The 18,626-nt window shown below is 68.7% G+C and carries 20 protein-coding genes; 9 read left to right on the forward strand and 11 right to left on the reverse strand.

The window, feature by feature from the left end:
• The 4 genes from ACN675_RS14365 to ACN675_RS14380 form a co-directional block, all read left to right on the forward strand.
• A partial coding sequence (locus ACN675_RS14365) for an aldehyde dehydrogenase family protein (RefSeq protein ID WP_420751485.1) occupies nucleotides 1-1,341 on the forward strand: 1,341 nt, incomplete at its 5' end.
• A 45-nt stretch (nucleotides 1,342-1,386) separates the two neighbouring features.
• Entirely contained in the window at nucleotides 1,387-2,214 is an 828-nt protein-coding gene (locus ACN675_RS14370; protein ID WP_420751486.1) for a TauD/TfdA dioxygenase family protein, read from the forward strand.
• Complete coding sequence (locus ACN675_RS14375; RefSeq protein WP_420751487.1) at nucleotides 2,211-2,954, forward strand: SDR family NAD(P)-dependent oxidoreductase; 744 nt, start codon at nucleotides 2,211-2,213, stop codon at nucleotides 2,952-2,954. The genes ACN675_RS14370 and ACN675_RS14375 overlap by 4 nt, the downstream gene beginning before the upstream one ends.
• Nucleotides 2,938-3,612 carry a carboxymuconolactone decarboxylase family protein gene (locus ACN675_RS14380; RefSeq protein ID WP_420751488.1) on the forward strand — a complete coding sequence of 225 codons (675 nt, stop codon included), beginning with the start codon at nucleotides 2,938-2,940 and terminating at the stop codon, nucleotides 3,610-3,612. Before ACN675_RS14375 ends, ACN675_RS14380 begins: the two co-directional genes overlap by 17 nt.
• A 51-nt stretch (nucleotides 3,613-3,663) precedes the next feature.
• Here ACN675_RS14380 and dapA read toward each other — a convergent pair whose 3' ends face one another.
• Complete coding sequence (gene dapA, locus ACN675_RS14385; protein WP_420751489.1) at nucleotides 3,664-4,614, reverse strand: 4-hydroxy-tetrahydrodipicolinate synthase; 951 nt, start codon at nucleotides 4,612-4,614, stop codon at nucleotides 3,664-3,666.
• 70 nt (nucleotides 4,615-4,684) lie between these two features.
• Here dapA and ACN675_RS14390 point away from each other — a divergent pair, with 70 nt between their 5' ends.
• Entirely contained in the window at nucleotides 4,685-5,581 is an 897-nt protein-coding gene (locus ACN675_RS14390; protein ID WP_420751490.1) for a LysR family transcriptional regulator, read from the forward strand.
• A gap of 266 nt (nucleotides 5,582-5,847) precedes the next feature.
• Complete coding sequence (locus tag ACN675_RS14395) at nucleotides 5,848-6,297, forward strand: SRPBCC family protein (RefSeq protein ID WP_420751491.1); 450 nt, start codon at nucleotides 5,848-5,850, stop codon at nucleotides 6,295-6,297.
• 15 nt (nucleotides 6,298-6,312) lie between these two features.
• On the opposite strand, the gene rlmN is transcribed toward ACN675_RS14395, so the two are convergent.
• A complete protein-coding gene (gene rlmN, locus ACN675_RS14400) occupies nucleotides 6,313-7,422 on the reverse strand; it encodes a 23S rRNA (adenine(2503)-C(2))-methyltransferase RlmN (RefSeq protein ID WP_197250265.1) in 1,110 nt (369 codons plus the stop codon).
• Between the two features lie 115 nt (nucleotides 7,423-7,537).
• On the opposite strand from rlmN, the gene ACN675_RS14405 reads away from it, so the two are divergent.
• On the forward strand, nucleotides 7,538-8,392 hold the full coding sequence (locus tag ACN675_RS14405) for an HpcH/HpaI aldolase/citrate lyase family protein (protein WP_420751492.1): 855 nt from the start codon (nucleotides 7,538-7,540) through the stop codon (nucleotides 8,390-8,392).
• Here the strand turns inward: ACN675_RS14405 and ACN675_RS14410 are convergent.
• The 7 genes from ACN675_RS14410 to rpsB form a co-directional block, all read right to left on the reverse strand.
• Nucleotides 8,352-8,861 (reverse strand): DUF1990 family protein, encoded by a 510-nt coding sequence (locus ACN675_RS14410; protein WP_420751493.1) that lies wholly within the window; start codon nucleotides 8,859-8,861, stop codon nucleotides 8,352-8,354. The genes ACN675_RS14405 and ACN675_RS14410 overlap by 41 nt on opposite strands.
• A complete protein-coding gene (locus ACN675_RS14415; protein ID WP_420751517.1) occupies nucleotides 8,858-9,553 on the reverse strand; it encodes a class I SAM-dependent methyltransferase in 696 nt (231 codons plus the stop codon). The genes ACN675_RS14410 and ACN675_RS14415 overlap by 4 nt, the downstream gene beginning before the upstream one ends.
• A 41-nt stretch (nucleotides 9,554-9,594) precedes the next feature.
• Nucleotides 9,595-10,461 (reverse strand): phosphatidate cytidylyltransferase, encoded by an 867-nt coding sequence (locus ACN675_RS14420; RefSeq protein ID WP_420751518.1) that lies wholly within the window; start codon nucleotides 10,459-10,461, stop codon nucleotides 9,595-9,597.
• Nucleotides 10,462-10,526: 65 nt separating this feature from the next.
• Nucleotides 10,527-11,084 carry a ribosome recycling factor gene (frr, locus tag ACN675_RS14425; protein WP_197252861.1) on the reverse strand — a complete coding sequence of 186 codons (558 nt, stop codon included), beginning with the start codon at nucleotides 11,082-11,084 and terminating at the stop codon, nucleotides 10,527-10,529.
• A gap of 28 nt (nucleotides 11,085-11,112) precedes the next feature.
• The gene (gene pyrH, locus ACN675_RS14430; RefSeq protein WP_420751494.1) at nucleotides 11,113-11,841 is read right to left on the reverse strand and encodes a UMP kinase; all 729 of its coding nucleotides are present in this window, start codon (nucleotides 11,839-11,841) and stop codon (nucleotides 11,113-11,115) included.
• Between the two features lie 176 nt (nucleotides 11,842-12,017).
• Nucleotides 12,018-12,842: a translation elongation factor Ts gene (tsf, locus tag ACN675_RS14435; RefSeq protein ID WP_420751495.1), complete on the reverse strand. Its 825-nt coding sequence runs from the start codon at nucleotides 12,840-12,842 to the stop codon at nucleotides 12,018-12,020.
• Between the two features lie 127 nt (nucleotides 12,843-12,969).
• The gene (gene rpsB, locus ACN675_RS14440) at nucleotides 12,970-13,797 is read right to left on the reverse strand and encodes a 30S ribosomal protein S2 (RefSeq protein ID WP_420751496.1); all 828 of its coding nucleotides are present in this window, start codon (nucleotides 13,795-13,797) and stop codon (nucleotides 12,970-12,972) included.
• Between the two features lie 312 nt (nucleotides 13,798-14,109).
• Between rpsB and ACN675_RS14445 the strand changes: the two genes are divergently transcribed.
• A complete protein-coding gene (locus ACN675_RS14445; protein ID WP_420751497.1) occupies nucleotides 14,110-14,607 on the forward strand; it encodes a M23 family metallopeptidase in 498 nt (165 codons plus the stop codon).
• 7 nt (nucleotides 14,608-14,614) lie between these two features.
• Here ACN675_RS14445 and ACN675_RS14450 read toward each other — a convergent pair whose 3' ends face one another.
• Both ACN675_RS14450 and ACN675_RS14455 read right to left on the reverse strand, forming a co-directional pair.
• Nucleotides 14,615-16,087, reverse strand: coding sequence for a MinD/ParA family ATP-binding protein (locus ACN675_RS14450; protein WP_420751519.1), 1,473 nt, complete (start codon nucleotides 16,085-16,087; stop codon nucleotides 14,615-14,617).
• A 317-nt stretch (nucleotides 16,088-16,404) separates the two neighbouring features.
• The gene (locus ACN675_RS14455) at nucleotides 16,405-17,328 is read right to left on the reverse strand and encodes a tyrosine recombinase XerC (RefSeq protein WP_420751498.1); all 924 of its coding nucleotides are present in this window, start codon (nucleotides 17,326-17,328) and stop codon (nucleotides 16,405-16,407) included.
• Between the two features lie 118 nt (nucleotides 17,329-17,446).
• Between ACN675_RS14455 and ACN675_RS14460 the strand changes: the two genes are divergently transcribed.
• On the forward strand, nucleotides 17,447-18,625 hold the full coding sequence (locus tag ACN675_RS14460) for a multidrug effflux MFS transporter (RefSeq protein WP_420751520.1): 1,179 nt from the start codon (nucleotides 17,447-17,449) through the stop codon (nucleotides 18,623-18,625).
• Nucleotide 18,626: the final 1 nt, after the last annotated feature.

Genomic DNA, 18,626 nt, shown 5'->3' on the forward strand with positions numbered 1-18,626 from the left:
CAGGTCGCCGGATCGGTGCCGGCCGGTACCGCCGCCGACGTCGACAGGGCCGTCGCGGCTGCGCGGCAAGCCTTCCCGTCCTGGTCGGCCACCGGGCGCGACGACCGGATCGCCGTACTGAAGCGGATCCTCGAGGTCTTCACCCGCCGGGTTCCCGATCTGGCGGCCGCGCTCACGCAGGAAATGGGCGCCCCTACCGCACTCGCCGGGGGTTTCCAGATGAATCTCGGTCTCGGCCACCTGAGCACCGCGATCGAAGTCCTGGAGAACTTCTCCTTCGAGGAGCAGCGCGGGGCCACCCGGATCGTGAAGGAACCGATCGGGGTGTGCGCCCTGATCACTCCGTGGAACTGGCCGCTCAACCAGATCGCGGTGAAGGTCTTCCCGGCTCTGGCGACCGGCTGCACGATGGTCCTCAAGCCGTCGGAGCAGTCGCCGTTCACGGGGCAGATCTTCGCGGAGATCATCGACGAGGCGGGCGTACCGGAGGGTGTATTCAACCTCGTGCAGGGCGACGGACCCGGTGTGGGAAGGGCCCTGTCGGGCCACCCCGACGTCGATCTGGTCTCCTTCACAGGATCGACCCGGGCCGGTATCGACATCGCGATCAACGCGGCGCCCGGCGTCACGCGCGTGACCCAGGAACTCGGCGGCAAGGGCCCGAACATCATCCTCGACGACGGCGACTTCGCCGAGAACGTCGGCAAGGGCGTGGGCGCCATGATGCTCAACTCCGGTCAGACGTGCAGTGCCCCGTCGCGCATGCTCGTTCCCGCCGAGCGCATGGCCGAGGCGATCGAGGTCGCGCGGGCGGCGGCCGAACAGGTCACGGTCGGAGATCCGAACGGCGACTTCGCGATCGGACCGGTCGTGTCGAAGGCGCAGTTCGACAAGATCCAGAATCTGATCCGCACCGGCATCGACGAGGGTGCCACGCTCGTCGCGGGAGGTCCGGGCCGGCCGGACGGGCTCACGGTCGGCTTCTACGTCAAACCGACGGTGTTCGCAGACGTGAAGAACGACATGACGATCGCCCGCGAGGAGATCTTCGGACCCGTCCTGACGATCATCGGGTACGACAGCATCGACCACGCCGTCGAGATCGCCAACGACACCGAGTACGGGCTGTCCGCGTTCGTCGCCGGCGCCGACCCCGAGCTGGCCCGCTCGGTCGCGCGGCGACTGCGGGCAGGATCCGTCGCGATCAACGACGCGTTCGACTTCTGTGCCCCGTTCGGCGGATACAAGAAGAGCGGCACCGGTCGCGAGTGGGGCGAATTCGGCTTCCACGACTACCTCGAAGTCAAGGCGATCCTCGGCTACGAGCCCCAGCAGGCCTGATCCCGCCGGGTACGGCTCCCCGGCGTCCCACGAGTGAGGACATCCATGCCCACCCTTGCCACGAAGAAACTCGCCGACAACCTCGGCGTGGAGGTACTCGGCGTCGACGTCGAGCGTCTGCTCACCGACGAGACCGTACCCGGTGCACTGCTCGACCTGCTCGAGCAGCACAGTGTGCTGTTGTTCCGGCAGTTGCACATCGACGACGACGCGCAGGTGAAGTTCTGCCGGCGCCTCGGCGAGCTCGCGTTGTTCCCGAAGTACCGGATCCCCGAGATCATGGAGATCAGCTTCGAACCCGACAACCCGAACAGGGAGTACTTCGCGAGCAACGACTACTGGCACATCGACGGTGCTCTCGACGAGATTCCCGCCAAGGCGTCGGTGCTCTCCGCCCGGGTCACCGCAGCGGAAGGCGGCGAAACCGAGTTCGCGAGCACCTACGCGGCCTACGACGCGCTGACCGACGAGGAGAAGGAACGCTTCGCGACACTGCGCGTGGTGCACACGTTCGAAGCCATCCAGCGTCTGACATATCCGGATCCGACTCCGGAACAGATCCGGGAGTGGGCCTCGCGCGCGGTGCGGGAACTTCCCCTGGTGTGGGAGCACGATTCGGGGCGTCGTTCACTGGTGTTCGGTGCGACCGCCTCGCACATCGTGGGCCTCGACGTCGACGAAGGACGCAAGCTTCTCGACGATCTCGAATCACGCGCCACTGCAGACGATTTGGTCTACCGCCACGAGTGGTCCGAAGGAGACATGGTCATCTGGGACAACACCGGACTCGTGCATCGGGCGTGTCCGTTCGATCGGGACAAGCCGCGGCGGATGCACCGATCGACGCTGCTCGGCACGGAGGCGATCAGTTGAGCGGGCGGACAGCGATCGTGACCGGCGGCGGATCCGGCATCGGCGAAGCCATCGCACGACGTCTCGCCGCCGGCGGCGACACCGTCGCGATCTTCGATCTCGATGCCGCTTCGGCCGAAGCGGTGGCGGCGGACATCGAGGACGACGGCGGCAAGGCACTGGGGCTGCGCGTCGACGTCACCGACCGCGGGGCGATCGAGGCGGGTGTCGACGAGGTCCGCGCCCGCCTCGGCCGGCCCACGATCCTGGTCAACAATGCCGGGCTCACCCTGGATTCGCCGTTCCTCGACATCACGGCTGAACTGTGGGCTCGTTCGATCGCGATCAATCTGACCGGCACGTTCGACTGCTGCCAGGTGGTGCTGCCGGACATGATCGAGGAAGGCTGGGGGCGCATCGTCAACATCTCGTCGTCGAGCGTGCACAGCGGCTCCCCGGGTCTGGCCGGGTACGTGTCCGCGAAGTCCGGAGTGGTAGGTCTGACCAAGGTTCTCGCGCTCGAGTTCGGTCGGCACGGCATCACTGTGAACACGATCCCGCCCGGGTTCATCGACACCCCGATGCTGCGCCGAACCGTCGAGAAGGGGTTCGTCGACCTGGACGTGCAGACCGCGCGGACGCCGGTCGGGCGGATCGGCCGGCCGGCCGATGTCGCTGCGGCCTGCGCGTTCCTCGTCGGCGAGGAGGCCGGATACATCACGGGTCAGGTGTTCGGAGTCAACGGTGGACGCAACACCTGACGAACCGGTGTGTTTTTCCGGCGGCCCAGACCGCCGGAAAGGCACACCGGCCGGAACCCCGCGCATTCCCCCTGCCGCAGCAGCGGACTGGGATCCCGACTTCGCACAGTACGTCCGGGCGTTCCGATCGTCCGTCGCGAGCGCCCCGGCCGAGGAGGGACGTGCCTCCGGCTCGAATCTTCTCGGCACCCTTGCCCGTCATCCCGGCCTGGCCACCGCGTTCCTCGGTTTCAACAATCATCTGTTGCGTGGGACGTCCCTCTCACCCCGGTGGCGTGAGCTGCTCGTGCTGCGGGTCGCGCACCATCGCGGCTCGGACTACGAGTGGGCTCAGCACGTGCTGCTGGCCCGCAAGGCCGGGCTCACCGACGCCGAAATCTCTCTGATCGCCGACGGTGTCGACACAGCGCACTTCACTCCCGCCGAACGGTCGATGCTCGCCGCGGTCGACGAACTGCTCGACGACGGCACGATCAGCGGCCGGACGTGGGCGATCCTGTCCGCGGAGCTCGACGAACATCAGCTGATGGATCTCGTCTTCACCGTCGGCGCCTACTCGACGCTGGCGATGGCGTTGCGCTCGTTCGGGATCGAGCCCGAGGACGAACTGCTCCCCCATCTGCCGTCCGCCACCGAAGGCGGGGGCGTGCCCCGCTGATCCGCCGCGTTCGCGCCGGCATCGCATCGGCGATCCTCGTACTCCCCCTCCCTATCCGAGCGAATGTATCGTTCGATCGATTGAAGGAGACGAACGGTACATTCGCTCGGAGACAAGTGCGGCGATCGCCGCGGGGTCCTCGAACGACAGCAGCGGCAATCGGACGTACGGCGTCGAAATCCGCCCCTGCGCATGGAGCACCGCCTTGATGACGGTCGGGTTGGGACCGGCCATGAGCGCGGACACGGGACCGACGAGCCGGTTGCCGAGGCCGCGCGCCTGCTCGACCCGCCCGTCGCTCCACAGCCGGAACAGGTCGGCGAATTGGGCCGTGCAGACGTTGGCGGTCGCGGCGATCGCTCCCTCTGCCCCCATCGCGAACAACGGCGAGACCAGCGTGTCTTCGCCGGCGAGCACCGAGAACGAATCCGGACGCTCGGCGAGCAGGCGCGCGGTCTCGGTGTCGACCGCGCCGACTGCCTGTTTGATGCCGACGATCCGCGGATGTTCCGCCAGTCGCACGATCGACTCCCAGCCGAGTTGCTGCCCGGTGCGATACGGCACGTTGTACAGGACGATCGGGACCGGGCTGCGGTCGGCGACGTGCTCGAAGTGCGCGACGACACCGGCCTCGGTCGGGCGCGTGTAGTACGGGACCACCACCAACGCGGCTGTGGCATCGGGCTGTGCCCCCAGGACACCGGACTGCGCCCCCAGTTCGTCGAGGGCGCGCACGGTGCCGGCCGTGTCGTTCGATCCGGCGCCGACGAGCAGCGGTACCCGCCGCTCGCGGCTCACCGCGGCGCAGATCCGTATGACGTCGCGGCGTTCCTGCGGACTCAGAGACGCCGCCTCGGCGGTGGTGCCCAGTGCGACGAGACCGGCGGCGCCGTCGTCGATCACGGTGTGTGCGAGGCGCTCCAGATCCGCGACGGCGATCTCGCCGGTGCCGGTGAACGGGGTGACGAGCGGGACGAGGATTCCCGAGGGGTGGTAGGTCATGTGCCCAGCCTCGGCCCACAAAGACTGTAGGTCCAGTTACTCTTCGTGATGCAATACGTAAGCTGAACTGATGCTCGATATCCGCAAACTCCGTCTGCTGCGCGAACTCGCCCACCGCGGCACCATCGCGGCGGTCGCGGAAGCACTGTCCTACACCCCATCGGCGGTGTCGCAGCAACTGTCCGCCCTCGAACGCGAAGCCGGCCGACCGCTGCTGATCCGCACCGGTCGTCGCGTGCGCTTGACCGCGGCGGGAACGGTTCTCGTCGAGCACGCCGAGGTGATCCTGGCCGACCTGGAACGGGCGTCGGCCGCACTCGCGGCGAGCGAGACCGGACTGACCGGATCGGTTCGCCTCGGCGCGTTCCCGACCGCGCTGCGGACGATCGTGCTCCCCGCCCTGATCGAACTGCGACGCACCGAGCCGGGACTGGAACCGACGATCACCGAGGTCGATCCCGCCGATGTGCCGGATCTGCTCCGCGGGGATCACCTCGACATCGCGCTCGTCCACGAATACGACAACGTGCCGTCCACGATGGGCGCGGGGATCGAACTCGAACCGCTGCTCGACGAAGCCGTGTACCTGGCGTCGCGGGCCGCTCCGGACGTGCCCGCCGACGCCGTCATCGGCAGTCACGCCACGAGCCGCTGGATCGTCGGCAACCCCGGTACGCTCTGCCACACCATGGCTGTGCGCAGCTGCCTGAACCACGGTTTCGAACCGCAGGTGGCCCATCGCATCGACGACTTCGCCGGTGTGCTGCAGCTGGTTGCGGCCGGCGCCGGAGTCGCGCTCGTTCCGCAACTCGCCGTGACCGACGTGCCCGAGGGCGTGGTACTCACTGCCCTGCCGATCGGTCGGCGGACCCGTATCGCGTACCGCGCCGGTAGCCGGTCGCAACCGAACCTCGCCGCCGTCGGAGCCGAATTGCACCGCGCTGCACAGCATTTCCGAGAGGAGTAGGCAGCGTCGCCCGAATCTTGGAGATTCGGGTGACGTCTCGAATCCGCATATTGCCGGAATGAAACAACTTTCGAGTGGATGATCCGATAACGACAACTGCGCCAACAGATCAGCATGTTTCCGGCAATACTCCCGAAAACGACGACTTGAATCATCCAATTTTCTTCGTGCCGTTGCACTTTCGACAGCTGATCATCGGGGACAACTGCCGGACAACGGCGTAGGATTTGCGCGAGTCATCTGTCATCACTCGGGAAGTGATCATTATGCCGACTACCGAAGAATCCGTCGTCATCGCCCGCCCCGTCTCGGAAGTGTGGAACTTCGTCCTCGATCCGCACAATTGGCCGTCCTGGGACTCGTCGAACCTCGAATGCGAACAGATCACCGACGGTGAGGTCGGTGTGGGTACCCGCTGGCGCGGGGTCAACCGCATCCTGGGCAAGCGATTCGACTGGGAGAACGAGTTCACCGAGTTCGAACCGCACAAGCTGGTCGTCACGAAATCCGTGGGCGGCAAGCTGAACTTCACCACGACATCGAAGCTTGAGGAAACCGACGGCGGCACCCGATTCACCTATCGCACCGAGTCCGAAAGCGGACTCGGCGGAGTCTTCGGGAAGCTCGCAGATCCCCTCGTCAACACGGCGTATTCGCGCATGGTGCGCGCGAACCTGGACAACCTCGCCGACCTGCTCACCGCACAGTCGGACTGAGCCGGCCGGACCGAGTCAGCCCTCCGCGGCGAGCTGACCGCAGGCCGCCGCGATCTCCTGGCCGCGGGTGTCACGCACGGTGCACGAGACGCCCTGCGCCTGCACGCGCCGCACGAACTCGCGCTCGACGTCCTTGGGGCTGGCATCCCACTTGCTGCCCGGAGTCGGGTTGAGCGGGATCAGGTTCACGTGCACGAGCGGGCCGAGCGCCTTGTGCAGTTTCTTGCCGAGCATGTCGGCGCGCCACGGCTGGTCGTTGACGTCCCGGATCAGCGCGTACTCGATCGACACCCGGCGACCGGTCTTGTCCGCGTAGTACCGCGCAGCGTCGAGCACCTCGGAGACCGACCAGCGGTTGTTGACCGGCACGAGCGTGTCGCGCAGTTCGTCGTCGGGGGTGTGCAGCGAGACGGCGAGCGTGACGTGCAGGCCCTCGTCGGCGAGTCGGCGGATCGCCGGGGCCAGGCCGACCGTCGACACGGTCACCGACCGCTGCGACAGCCCGAGTCCCTCCGGCGCCGGGGACGTGATGCGGCGAACAGCGGCGACGACCCGCTTGTAGTTCGCGAGCGGCTCCCCCATCCCCATGAACACGACGTTCGACAGCCGGCCCGGTCCCCCGGCGACGTCGCCGTCGCGCAGGGCTGCCGCTGCGGCCCGGACCTGATCGACGATCTCCGCCGTGGACAGGTTGCGGTTCAGGCCGCCCTGCCCGGTCGCGCAGAACGGGCAGGCCATGCCGCACCCGGCCTGGCTGGAGATGCACAGGGTCGCCCGGTCCGGGTATCGCATGAGCACGCTCTCGAGCAGCGTGCCGTCGCCGGCCCGCCACAGCGTCTTGCGCGTTTCGCCGCCGTCGCACGCGATGTGCTTGACGGCGGTCAGCAACGGCGGGAACAACGCCTCGCCGACCTTCTCCCGCATCGCGGCGGGCAGGTCGGTCATCTTCTCCGGATCCGCCTCGAGCCGCCCGTAGTACTGGCGGGCGAGCTGGTCGGCGCGGAACGCGGGCAGCCCGAGTTCGCGCACCGCCTCACGCCGCTGCTCGGAGTCGAGGTCGGCGAGGTGACGTGGGGGCATGCCGCGCTTGGGTGCGTCGAAAACCAGGGGCAGGGAAGAAGCCATAATCACCGATTATCCCATGATGCGGGCGGTGCCCCGGTGTGCGATCGGTAACGGCGCTCGTGCCCGGTGACCGAAACCGCGAGACTGGCGCACGAAACCGCGAGACCATCTAAGAATGTCCACCCGGATCCGACCCGAACTCGCCCGGTCATGGCTGCTCGTGCCCGGGAACGCACCGGACCGTTTCGACCCGGCCGCGACCTCCCCCGCCGATGCGGTCGTGCTCGACCTCGAGGACGCCGTGCCGGCCGCCGACAAACCCGGCGCACGCGCCGGAGTCGTCGACTGGTTCCGCGGCGGCGGTGAAGCCTGGGTGCGGATCAACGACGCCACCACCGCCTACTGGGCCGAGGACCTGGACGCGGTCGGCGAGCTTCCCGGCCTGGAAGGCGTGATGCTCGCGAAGACCGAGAGCGGTCAGCAGGTCGACGCGACCGCCGACCGACTACCGGAGAACACCCGGATCCTCGTGCTGATCGAGTCCGCGATGGGTCTCGAGGCGGCACCGGAGATCGCGCGGGCCGACGGAACGTTCCGGCTCGTGTTCGGCAGCGGCGACTACCGCCGCGACACCGGTGTCGGTGACTCGCCGCTCGCCCTCACGTATCCGCGGTCGCGGCTGGTGATCGCGAGCCGGGCCGCGCGCCTGGCAGGACCGATCGACGGCCCGTCCCTCACCGACGACCCCGCCACGCTCACGCAGGAGGCGGAGCTGACCCGGTCGATGGGGATGACCGGGAAGCTGTGCATGACACCGGAGCGGGCCGCCTACGCGAATGCGGCGCTGAGTCCGAGCCCGGACGACGTGACCTGGGCGCACGAGGTGATCGACCGGCTCGGCGAGGACGGCAGCCGGGTCCAGGACGGCAGCGATCTGCCGAGGCTGGCGAAGGCGAAGAAGATCACGAAGCTAGCGCGCGCCTTCGGCATCAAGAACTATCGTCGAGGGAACGGAGGTAACGGTCGGTGATGCGCCGCTGAGCCAGCCGGGCGACCGGAGCGCCCGCCCGCGCCCACCACGTCGCCGGCCGGGAGAACGCCTTGATCGTCAGGAGGACGGTGTCGTCGGCTCGCCACTCGACCCCGAAGTACTCCTCGCCCCGGACCGGATGGCCGGGAAGGGTGCCGTAGGCGAAACCTCGGCGACGCGGTTCGTCGACGACGTACACGACCTCGCACGGTGCGGTGATGCCGACCGGACCCCATCCGACCCGCACGCTCACCCGCGCGCCGGGCACCGCGGTGGCCGAGTCCGCGCGGAACCCCGCACCGGCGCGACGCTGCAGCTGCCATCCGAGCAGCCGGTCGGCTGCCCGGTGGAATGTCTGTTCCCCCGAACCGATGACGCGGGAACGCACGGCGTGGTGGTAACCGTCCGGGAGAGCTCCCGCGGTTGCCCCGATCTCCGGGTAGGTCGGCCGGTCGCCTCGCGCCGTCACAGCTCCAGGCCCCGTGGTTTGCGGCGGATGTGCAGCCGGTAGCGGACGGTCAGGCCGGTGCCCGGTGTTTCGCGGGTGGCCCGCGCCGCAATGCGCGGCGAGAATTCGATTCCGAGGACGCGCTCGAGGCTCGCCCGGTCGGGAAATGCCCACTCGGTGTCGATGCGTCGCAGGTCGAAGCCCTGAGCCGCGAAGAATGCCTCGACCGCGGGCGGATCGTAGTGCGGCAGGTCCTCGCGCATCCACCGGCCGTAGGGGTGGGCGGTCGCATCGAGGTCCACGACGGCCAGGGCCCCACCGGGACGGAGCACACGCAGGGCCTCGGTGATGCCCGCTCCGCAGCCGGGCCCGAAGAAGTACGCGGTGCGTGCGTGCACGAGGTCGACGCTGTTGTCCGGAAGCGGCAGTCGCTCCGCGTCGCCGTGCAGCACGGTGATCGTCTCGTCGGCGACGGTGCGCCGGCGGGCGAGGTCGACGAGCGGCGGATGCGGTTCGACACCGGTGACCGTGCGCGCCTCGTGCGCGAACATCGGCAGGTGGAATCCGCTGCCGCACCCGACGTCGACGACGTCGGCTCCGGCCCAGTCGACGGCTTCCCGCAGCGCCGCGTACACGGCGCCGCGGGTGTCCTGGGCGCGGTTCTCCTCCTCGTAGACCGCGGGCCAGTGCCAAATGTTGGGGCTGGCGATCACCCCGTTCTCCGTCACCGCGCGGCCGGCCCGTTGCACGGTCACTACACGAATGCCGCGAGGACCAGCCAGGTGACGAAGGCGGACGGCAGGATCGAGTCCAACCGGTCCATGATTCCGCCGTGGCCGGGCAGGAGGGTACCCATGTCCTTGATGCCGAGATCGCGTTTGACCTGCGACTCGATGAGGTCGCCGGCGGTCGCGCACAGCACCAGCAGCAGCCCGAGCAGGACCCCGACCCACCACGCGGCGTCGAGCATCAACGTCACGGTGAGCACACCCGCGACGACGCACGCGATCAGCGAGCCGGCGAAGCCCTCCCAGGACTTCTTCGGGCTGATCGCCGGTGCCATCGGGTGCTTGCCGAACAGCACGCCGGCGGCGTAGCCACCGATGTCGGAGGACACGCACACGATCATGAGGCAGAACACGCGTTGCGCGCCGTGGTCCTGGAGCACCATCAGCGTCGCGAACGACGCGAGCAGGGGCAGCCACGCGGCCGTGAAGACGGTGACCGCGGTGTCGCGCAGATAGTTCTGCGGCTGCGCGCGGAGGCCCCGCTGGAACAGCCGCCAGAGCATGGAGACCACGACGGTGCCGGCGAACGCGGCCAGCACGCCCGTGGGGCCGTAGGGCCAGCCGAACCAGATCATCGCCTGCCCGCCGACCAGCAGCGGGATCGGCGGGACGCGGACGTCGGCTTCGCGCAGTCGCTTGGTGACCTCCCACGTGGCGATCCCGATCGCGCACGCGACGACCGCGAGCCACGCGGTCGGGGCGAACAGCAGAATGCCGATGACGAGGGCGCCGAGAGCGGCGCCCACGCCGATCGCGGCCGGCAGGTTCCGGCCGGCCTTGGATGCCTTCTGCGGTGCGGCCGCTTGTTCCGCGGCCGGAGCAGCGGGTGTGATTCCGTTGTCGTCACCGGAATCGAGTGGAAGCTGAGGGCCGGACGGCCCGTCGGCTCGACCCACTGTCAGACCTCCATCAATTCGGCTTCCTTGTGCTTGACCAGCTCGTCGATCTGCGCCACGTACTTGGCGGTGGTCTTGTCGAGGTCCTTCTCCGCGCGGTTCACCTCGTCCTCGCCGGCTTCGCCGTCCTTCTGGATGCGGTTCAGCTCGTCCATGGCCTTGCGGCGGACGTTGCGCACCGAGACCTTCGCGTCCTCACCCTTGGCCTTGGCCTGCTTGACCAGTTCGCGGCGGCGTTCCTCGGTCAGCTGCGGAACCGAGATGCGGATGATGTTGCCGTCGTTGGTGGGGTTGACGCCGAGGTCCGAGTTGCGGATCGCTGTCTCGATCGCGCCCAGCTGCGATGCCTCGTAGGGCTTGACGATCACCATGCGCGCCTCGGGCACGTTGATGCTGGCGATCTGGGTGATCGGCGTCGGCGCACCGTAGTAGTCGACGACGATGCGGTTGAACATGCCGGGGTTGGCCCGGCCGGTACGGATGCCACCGAGGTCGTCCTTGGCCACCGTGACGGCCTTCTCCATCTTCTCCTCGGCCTCGAAGAGGGCTTCATCGATCACGGCAGTTCCTCCATGTTCCGTTGTCCAATCATGACCGTACGAGTGTTCCGATCTTCTCACCGGCGACGGCCCGGGCAATATTGCCCTTGGTCAGCAGGTTGAAGACCATGATCGGCATGGCGTTGTCCATGCACAGGCTGAACGCGGTCGCGTCGGCGACTTTGAGGCCCTTCTCGATGACCTCGCGGTGGGTGATCTCGGTGAACAGCGTCGCGTCGGTGTCGACCCGCGGGTCGGCGGAGTAGACACCGTCGACTGCCTTGGCCATGAGCACGACCTCGGCGCCGATCTCGAGGGCGCGCTGCGCTGCGGTGGTGTCGGTGGAGAAGTAGGGCATGCCCATGCCGGCGCCGAAGATCACGACGCGGCCCTTCTCGAGGTGGCGGCGGGCACGCAGCGGCAGGTACGGCTCCGCGACCTGCCCCATGGTGATTGCCGTCTGAACTCGGGTGTCGATGCCTTCCTTCTCCAGGAAGTCTTGGAGCGCAAGGGAATTCATGACCGTGCCGAGCATGCCCATGTAGTCGGAGCGGGCGCGCTCGAGCCCGCGCTGCTGCAGTTCCGCACCGCGGAAGAAGTTGCCGCCACCGATCACGACCGCGACCTCGACGCCGCTGCGGACGACCTCGGCGATCTGCTGCGCGACCGTCGTCACGACGTCGGGATCGAGGCCGACCTTCCCGCCGCCGAACATCTCGCCACCGAGCTTGAGGAGCACCCGGCGGAAACCGGGCCGTTCGTGGGCGTGGTCGGACATGGCTCTCCTCTGGTTGAGACGGATCGCGGATCGCGCAGGATCGGCCCTTTCATCCTGCCTCATCACCACCGTGGGGCCGAGACCGGGGCGTGAGGGTCACGACCGTGTCGTGCCGGGCCGTGACGCGCCTCGACCCCGCGCGGCACGAGGCCGGCGGGGTCGAGGAGCAGGTGGGTCTAGCTGGCGCCGACCTCGAAGCGAACGAAGCTGGACACCGTGGCGCCGGCCTCGTCGAGGATCGCCTTGACGGTCTTCTTCGAGTCCGTCACGGACGGCTGCTCGAGGAGCACGACGTCCTTGAAGAAGCCGTTGACGCGGCCTTCGACGATCTTCGGCAGAGCAGCCTCCGGCTTGCCCTCGGCCTTGGCGGTCTCCTCGGCGATGCGACGCTCGTTGGCGACGATCTCCTCGGGAACCTCGTCACGAGTCGTGTACTTCGCCTTGAGGGCCGCGACCTGCATCGCAGCGGCGCGTGCAGCCTCGGCAGCAGCATCGCCCTCGCCCGAGTACGCGACGAGAACGCCGACGGCCGGCGGCAGGTCGGTAGCGCGCTTGTGCAGGTAGACGGCGACCGGGCCGTCGAGGACGGCGACGCGACGCAGCTCGAGCTTCTCGCCGATCTTGGCCGAAAGCTCCTCGACCAGCGTGGCGACGGTCTTGCCGTCGACCTCGAGGGCCTTGAGGGTCTCGAGGTCCGCCGGGCGGGCCTCGGCGGCCGCGGTGACGATCTTGTCCGCGAGACCCTGGAACTCGTCGTTCTTCGCGACGAAGTCGGTCTCCGAGTTGAGCTCGATCAGAACGCCGTCCTTGGCGACGACCAGGCCCTCGGCCGTGGAGCGCTCGGCGCGCTTGCCCACGTCCTTGGCACCCTTGATGCGCAGCTGCTCGACGGCCTTGTCGAAGTCGCCGTCGTTGTCGGCGAGAGCGTTCTTGCAGTCCAGCATTCCGGAGCCGGTGAGCTCACGGAGACGCTTGACGTCGGCGGCGGTGTAGTTCGCCATGGGAAGCGAGCCTCCTGTGTGTGAAGGAAAAGTTCATCGGGTGCGGGCGACGCCGGCGCGGGGCGGCCCGCAGTGCAACGGCCCCGACCAGAAGCTCGCGATCGAGCGGTCGGGGCCGTGCAACGGATCAGGCCTCGGGGGCTGCGTCCGCGGCGGGTGCCTCGGTCTCGGCGGCCGGGGTGGCCTGCGCGAGCAGCTCCTGCTCCCACTCGGCGAGCGGCTCACCGGCGCCGGCCTCGGGCTTGGCATCCTTGTCGGCGCTCTGGCCGGCACGGGCCTGCACGCCCTCGGCGACGGCGGACGCGACAACCTTGGTCAGCAGCGCCGCGGAACGGATCGCGTCGTCGTTGCCCGGGATCGGGTAGTCGACGAGGTCCGGGTCGCAGTTGGTGTCGAGGATCGCGATGACCGGGATGTTCAGCTTGCGAGCCTCACCGACGGCGATGTGCTCCTTGTTGGTGTCGACGACCCAGATGGCCGACGGAACCTTGGCCATGTCCCGGATGCCGCCGAGCGTGCGCTCCAGCTTGGTCTTCTCACGCGTGAGCATGAGGATTTCCTTCTTGGTGCGACCCTCGAAGCCACCGGTCTGCTCCATCGACTCCAGCTCCTTCAGGCGCTGCAGGCGCTTGTGGACGGTGGAGAAGTTGGTGAGCATGCCGCCGAGCCAGCGCTGGTTCACGTAGGGCATCCCGACACGGGTCGCCTCTTCCGCGATGGACTCCTGGGCCTGCTTCTTGGTGCCGACGAACAGGACCGTGCCGCCGTGGGCGACGGTCTCCTTGACGAACTCGTAGGCCTTGTCGATGTAGGTCAGCGTCTGCTGCAGGTCGATGATGTAGATGCCGTTGCGGTCGGTGAAGATGAACCGCTTCATCTTCGGGTTCCAGCGACGGGTCTGGTGGCCGAAGTGTGCGCCGCTGTCGAGCAGCTGCTTCATGGTAACGACAGCCATAGCTGTGTTCTGCCTTTCGTTTCGGTTGCTGCGGGCACGCTGCCCGCCCTGGCGTCCGCATGCCCACCGAACCCTTGCGGGACCAGCCGATGGCCATGTCCGATGTGCCCGACAACTTGCAGCACGATCGGCGCGCGGACGCGCGAAGTCGATCTGCGTACGCAGACCGCCCGACAAGTGTACGGCTTCTGCCCGCCGCACCGTAAACCGGCCGGTGAGCGCCGTGCGGTGTGGCTGTGGACCGAGCCCGAGTTGTCCACAATCGCGGGAAGCGGTCTGTTGCGGTCTCCCCCGGCGTATCACTGTCGACGGATGAGAATCGTCACGGCGATCGCCGTCTCGTCCGTCCTCTGGTTCACGGCAGCACCGGGATACACCCCGGCCGCGCACGGTGCGTCGCCGGACTACGACTGGCCGCTGCAGCCGCGGCCCTCGGTGACCCGGCCGTTCGATCCGCCCGAACACGACTGGCTTCTGGGACATCGCGGCGTCGACCTGTCGGGGTCGATCGGGCAGGTGGTCCGGTCCGCCGCGGCCGGCACGGTGGTGTTCGCCGGGGCCGTCGGCGGAAAGCCCGTGGTGTCGGTCGACCACGAGGGCGGTCTGCGTACCACCTACGAACCGGTCACTGCGAGCGTGACGCCCGGCCGGCGAATCGCACGCGGCGAACCGATCGGCACCCTCGAGCCCGGGCACGAAGGCTGCCCCGTCTCGGCATGCCTGCACTGGGGTCTGCGCCGCGACCGCGACGACTACCTCGATCCGTTACCGCTGGTCCGGCCCACCGTCATCCGGCTCGAACCGGTGTGACACCCGCTCACCACCGCACGGCGTGACGGCCCGACACGGGCGGAAAATCGTCGGCGACCATCGCCGCGAGTTCCACGAACGCCCGCCGCGTCGCCGGACGCAGCAGCTCGAGATCGAGTTCCGCGCCCTCGGCGAGGTGCTCGTCGAACGGCACCACCTGCACCGCCCGGCAGCGCGCAAGGAAATGCGCGGTCAGTGCGTCCATGTCGATGTTCGACGCGCCCGGCCGCGCCGCGCTGATCACGACGACGGTGCGGGCGACGAGTTCCTCGAACCCGTGGTGTTCGAGCCAGTCGAGTGTCGCCGCGGCGCTACGGGCACCGTCGATCGCGGGTGAGCTGACCAGCACCAGCGCGTTCGCCAGGTCGAGCACCCCGCGCATCGCCGAGTGCATGATGCCGGTGCCGCAGTCCGTGAGGATGATGTTGTAGTAGACCTGCAGGATTTCGACGACCTGCCGATAGTCCGACTCGCTGAACGCCTCCGACACGGCCGGGTCGCGTTCACCGGCCAGCACCTCGAGCCGGCTCGCTGCCTGCGACGTGTGCGCCCGCACATCCGAATAGCGCTCGATGTTCGGCGCGGCCGCGAGCAGATCCCGGACGGTCGAACGCGTCTGCTGCGGCAACCGCTGGGCCAGCGTCCCGAAATCGGGATTGGCGTCGACGGCGATCACACAGTCCCCGCGGAGCGAGGCGAACGTCGATCCCAGCCCGACGGTCGTCGTCGTCTTTCCGACACCGCCTTTGAGCGAGAGCACCGCGATGCGGTAGTCGCCGCCGATGGGCTGGCGGATCCGGTCGATCATCTCCTGCCGGTGCGATTCGCCGGTGGACTCGCCGGGGTTGAGGATGCCTCCGGTCAGCCGGTGCACACTGCGCCGCCAGCCACCCGACGGAGACCGGCGGGAGCGTTTGACGAGCACGCCCGATTCCAGATCGAGGCTCGACGGCTGGTGATCGGGCACCGGTGGCGCTGGGGGCGCCGATGATGCTGGGGGCGCCGAGCCGGCCCCCGGCGCTGGCAGGAAATCCGGCCCGGGCAACACGAACTCCGAAGCGGGCGGCGTGGGTACGGCCTCCTGCACAGTCGTCGCCGGCTGTGTTGGTCGCGGTTCCACGGGAGTCGTTCTCGGTTCCACCGGAACCGACATGCGAGGTTCGACAGGCGGCGGCGTAGAGGGTGGTACCTGCTGGGCCGGTGGTTGCGGGACCGGCGGCTGCTCGACCTGCGGCACCTGCTCGACGGCCGGCTGCGCAACCGGCGGCTGCTCGACGGCCGGCGCCGAGGGCGGCATGTGCCAGGACATGTGCGGATTCGGGTAGGGCGCGGGCTCCGGGATCGGACCCGGCACCGGCTCTTCGGGGACAGGCGAGGGCGAGGGCGCCGGAACCGGCGAGGGCGGCGGCACCGGCGAAGGCGGCGGCAGCGGTGAAGGCGGCGGCAGCGGTGCCCCGAACGGAACGGACGCGACCGGCATCGACGGGACCATCGGCGAGTCTTCGGCGCCCGGCGCTGCCGCGACCGGGGGTTCCGGCTGCACGGTCGGCGGTGCCTGGATCTCCTGTGGAGCCCGGACGTCCTGTGGAGCCTGGCCCTCGTGCGGAGACCGGCCCGAGCGCAGGAAACCGCGTCGGGCGGGTGTGGCTACCGGTTCCGGTGACGGCTCCCCCTGAAGCCAGGCCGGCAGAGCATGCGTCGACTCGTCGCTGTTCACTGATTCCCCCCGGATCGAATACGCGGGGACGCTACCAAATCCGTCCGACGCCCAAATCCGTCCGACGCCGTCGGAACGGATCAGGCGCGCGGATGCGCCTGTTCGTGCGCGGCCCGCAGCCGCGCAACCGACACGTGTGTGTAGAGCTGCGTCGTCGCCAGGCTCGAATGACCGAGCACCTCCTGGACGACCCGTAGATCGGCGCCCCCCTCGAGCAGATGCGTTGCCGCGCTGTGCCGCAGCCCGTGCGGCGCCAGATCCGGGGCCCCCGGCACCGCGGCCACGGCGTCGTGCACCACGGTGCGCACCTGACGCTGGTCGATCCGCCCGCCACGTTTGCCCAGCAGGAACGCCGGGCCGGACGACGGGCGCACGAGCTTCGGCCGACCGTGCCGCAGCCATTCGTCGATCGCGGCCGCGGCCGGAACCCCGTAGGGCACGACCCGTTCCTTGTTGCCCTTGCCGAGCACCCGCAAGACGTTCCGTTCCGCGTCGACGTCGTCGACGTCGAGTCCGCACAGTTCCCCGACGCGGATCCCCGTCGCATACAGCAGTTCCACGATCAGACGGTCGCGGATCGCCACCGGGTCTCGTTCGACGGCACCGGATTCCGCGGCGTCCATGAGTTCGAGGGCCTGATCGGTCCGCAGCACCGCGGGCAGGCTCCGGTGCGCGCGCGGAGCGACGAGCCGCGCCGCCGGGTCGTGGTCGAGGCGGGACGTCCGCACGAGCCATGCCGTGAATGTGCGCGCGGTCGACGCGCGCCGGGCGAGGGTCGTGCGGGCGGCACCGGCGGCGACCTGTGCGGCGAGCCAGGCTCGCAGCACATCGAGGCTCAGGTCGGTGATCCGCGCACCGGGATGCGTGGCTTCGAGGTGTTCGAGCAAGGAGCGGACGTCGGTGGTGTACGCGCGGACCGTGTGTGCGGAGCGACCGCCCTGCAACGCGAGGTGTTCGGCGAATTCCTCGAGGTGCACGGCGAGCGGGGCCGGAAGCTCGGTCATGACGTCACGGTGGTCGGCGGAGTCGGCGCGCGCAAGTTCCCGCGCCGTGGAACGGGGCCGCAGTCGGCGGATGATCGACCACTAGGGTTAGTTCGTGAGTAAAACAATTCCTCTGCCGATGCTGTTCGCACTGGCGCTGCTGTCGGCGATCGCGCCGCTCGCCACGGATATGTATCTGCCCGGCCTGCCGATCATGTCGGAAAGCCTGGGCACCACGACCGTCGGAGTTCAGCTCACCCTGACGACGTTCATGGCCGGGCTCGGCGCAGGACAGTTGATCGTCGGACCGCTGTCGGACAGCTGGGGACGCCGGCGGCTGTTGCTCGCCGGCACCGTGGTGCTCGTACTGAGCAGCGTGCTGTGCGCGACGGCTCCGACGATCGAGGTGCTGGTGGGGGCCCGATTGATCCAGGGATTCAGCGGTGGCATCGGCATTGTGCTTGCGCGTGCGGTCATCGCCGACCGCGCGAGGGGCAACTCCGCGGCGAAACTGTTCGGCATCATGATGATCATCGGTGGTGTGGCACCGATCGTCGCGCCGCTGATCGGTGGCGCCCTGCTCGGCCCGATCGGGTGGCGCGGCATCTTCTGGGTGCTGGCGGCCGTGGCCGTGGTGATGACGCTCGGTGTGCTCATGTTCGTTCCCGAATCGCTGCCGCCGGAGAAGCGGCACGGGGGCGGGTTGAGCGCGCTCGCCCGGAACTTCGGCTATGTCGTCCGCAACCGCCGGTTCGTCGGCTACGCCGCCACGTTCGCGTTGGGTTTCGGCGCGATGTTCGCCTACATCTCGGCGTCGGCGTTCGTCACCCAGGATCTCCTGGGACTGTCGCCGGGCCAGTTCTCGATGGTCTTCGCGGCCAACTCGATCGGACTGGTCGGCGCCAACGTCGTCAACACGCGGCTGATCGGGCGCATCGAGGTCCGCACACTGTTGCGGTTCGGCGTGACCATGCACTTCGCAGCCGGGATCGCGCTGCTGATCGCCGCGATGTTCGCGGGTACCGAACGCTGGGTGATCCTGCCGCTGCTGTGGGTGTGTATCGCGAGCCTCGGTTTCGTCCTGGGCAACGCGACAGCGCTGGGGCAGGGCCAGGTTCCCTCGGCCGCCGGCACCGGTTCGGCGCTCATGGGCGCATGGCAGTTCGGCCTCGCGGCCGTCGTGTCCCCGCTGGTGGGGTTGGGCGGCGAGGACACCGCGGTGCCGATGGCCCTGGCGATCGTGGTGTGCGGGGGGCTCGCGCTCACCGCGCTGCTGACGCTGACACGCGAGCCCCACGACCGCACCGTCGAGGATTGAA

Origin of the sequence: Rhodococcus sp. O3 (assembly GCF_048897285.1) — a bacterium.
In the GTDB taxonomy this organism is placed as follows: Bacteria; Actinomycetota; Actinomycetes; order Mycobacteriales; family Mycobacteriaceae; genus Rhodococcus.

Excerpts from the sequence above, each read along its gene's own strand:
- ACN675_RS14370 (WP_420751486.1), top strand. The coding sequence starts at position 1,387 with ATGCCCACCCTTGCCACGAAGAAACTCGCCGACAACCTCGGCGTGGAG.
- dapA (WP_420751489.1), bottom strand. The coding sequence starts at position 4,614 with ATGACCTACCACCCCTCGGGAATCCTCGTCCCGCTCGTCACCCCGTTC.
- ACN675_RS14390 (WP_420751490.1), top strand. The coding sequence starts at position 4,685 with ATGCTCGATATCCGCAAACTCCGTCTGCTGCGCGAACTCGCCCACCGC.
- ACN675_RS14395 (WP_420751491.1), top strand. The coding sequence starts at position 5,848 with ATGCCGACTACCGAAGAATCCGTCGTCATCGCCCGCCCCGTCTCGGAA.
- rlmN (WP_197250265.1), bottom strand. The coding sequence starts at position 7,422 with ATGGCTTCTTCCCTGCCCCTGGTTTTCGACGCACCCAAGCGCGGCATG.
- ACN675_RS14405 (WP_420751492.1), top strand. The coding sequence starts at position 7,538 with ATGTCCACCCGGATCCGACCCGAACTCGCCCGGTCATGGCTGCTCGTG.
- pyrH (WP_420751494.1), bottom strand. The coding sequence starts at position 11,841 with ATGTCCGACCACGCCCACGAACGGCCCGGTTTCCGCCGGGTGCTCCTC.
- tsf (WP_420751495.1), bottom strand. The coding sequence starts at position 12,842 with ATGGCGAACTACACCGCCGCCGACGTCAAGCGTCTCCGTGAGCTCACC.
- rpsB (WP_420751496.1), bottom strand. The coding sequence starts at position 13,797 with ATGGCTGTCGTTACCATGAAGCAGCTGCTCGACAGCGGCGCACACTTC.
- ACN675_RS14445 (WP_420751497.1), top strand. The coding sequence starts at position 14,110 with ATGAGAATCGTCACGGCGATCGCCGTCTCGTCCGTCCTCTGGTTCACG.
- ACN675_RS14450 (WP_420751519.1), bottom strand. The coding sequence starts at position 16,087 with ATGCCGGTCGCGTCCGTTCCGTTCGGGGCACCGCTGCCGCCGCCTTCA.
- ACN675_RS14455 (WP_420751498.1), bottom strand. The coding sequence starts at position 17,328 with ATGACCGAGCTTCCGGCCCCGCTCGCCGTGCACCTCGAGGAATTCGCC.
- ACN675_RS14460 (WP_420751520.1), top strand. The coding sequence starts at position 17,447 with ATGCTGTTCGCACTGGCGCTGCTGTCGGCGATCGCGCCGCTCGCCACG.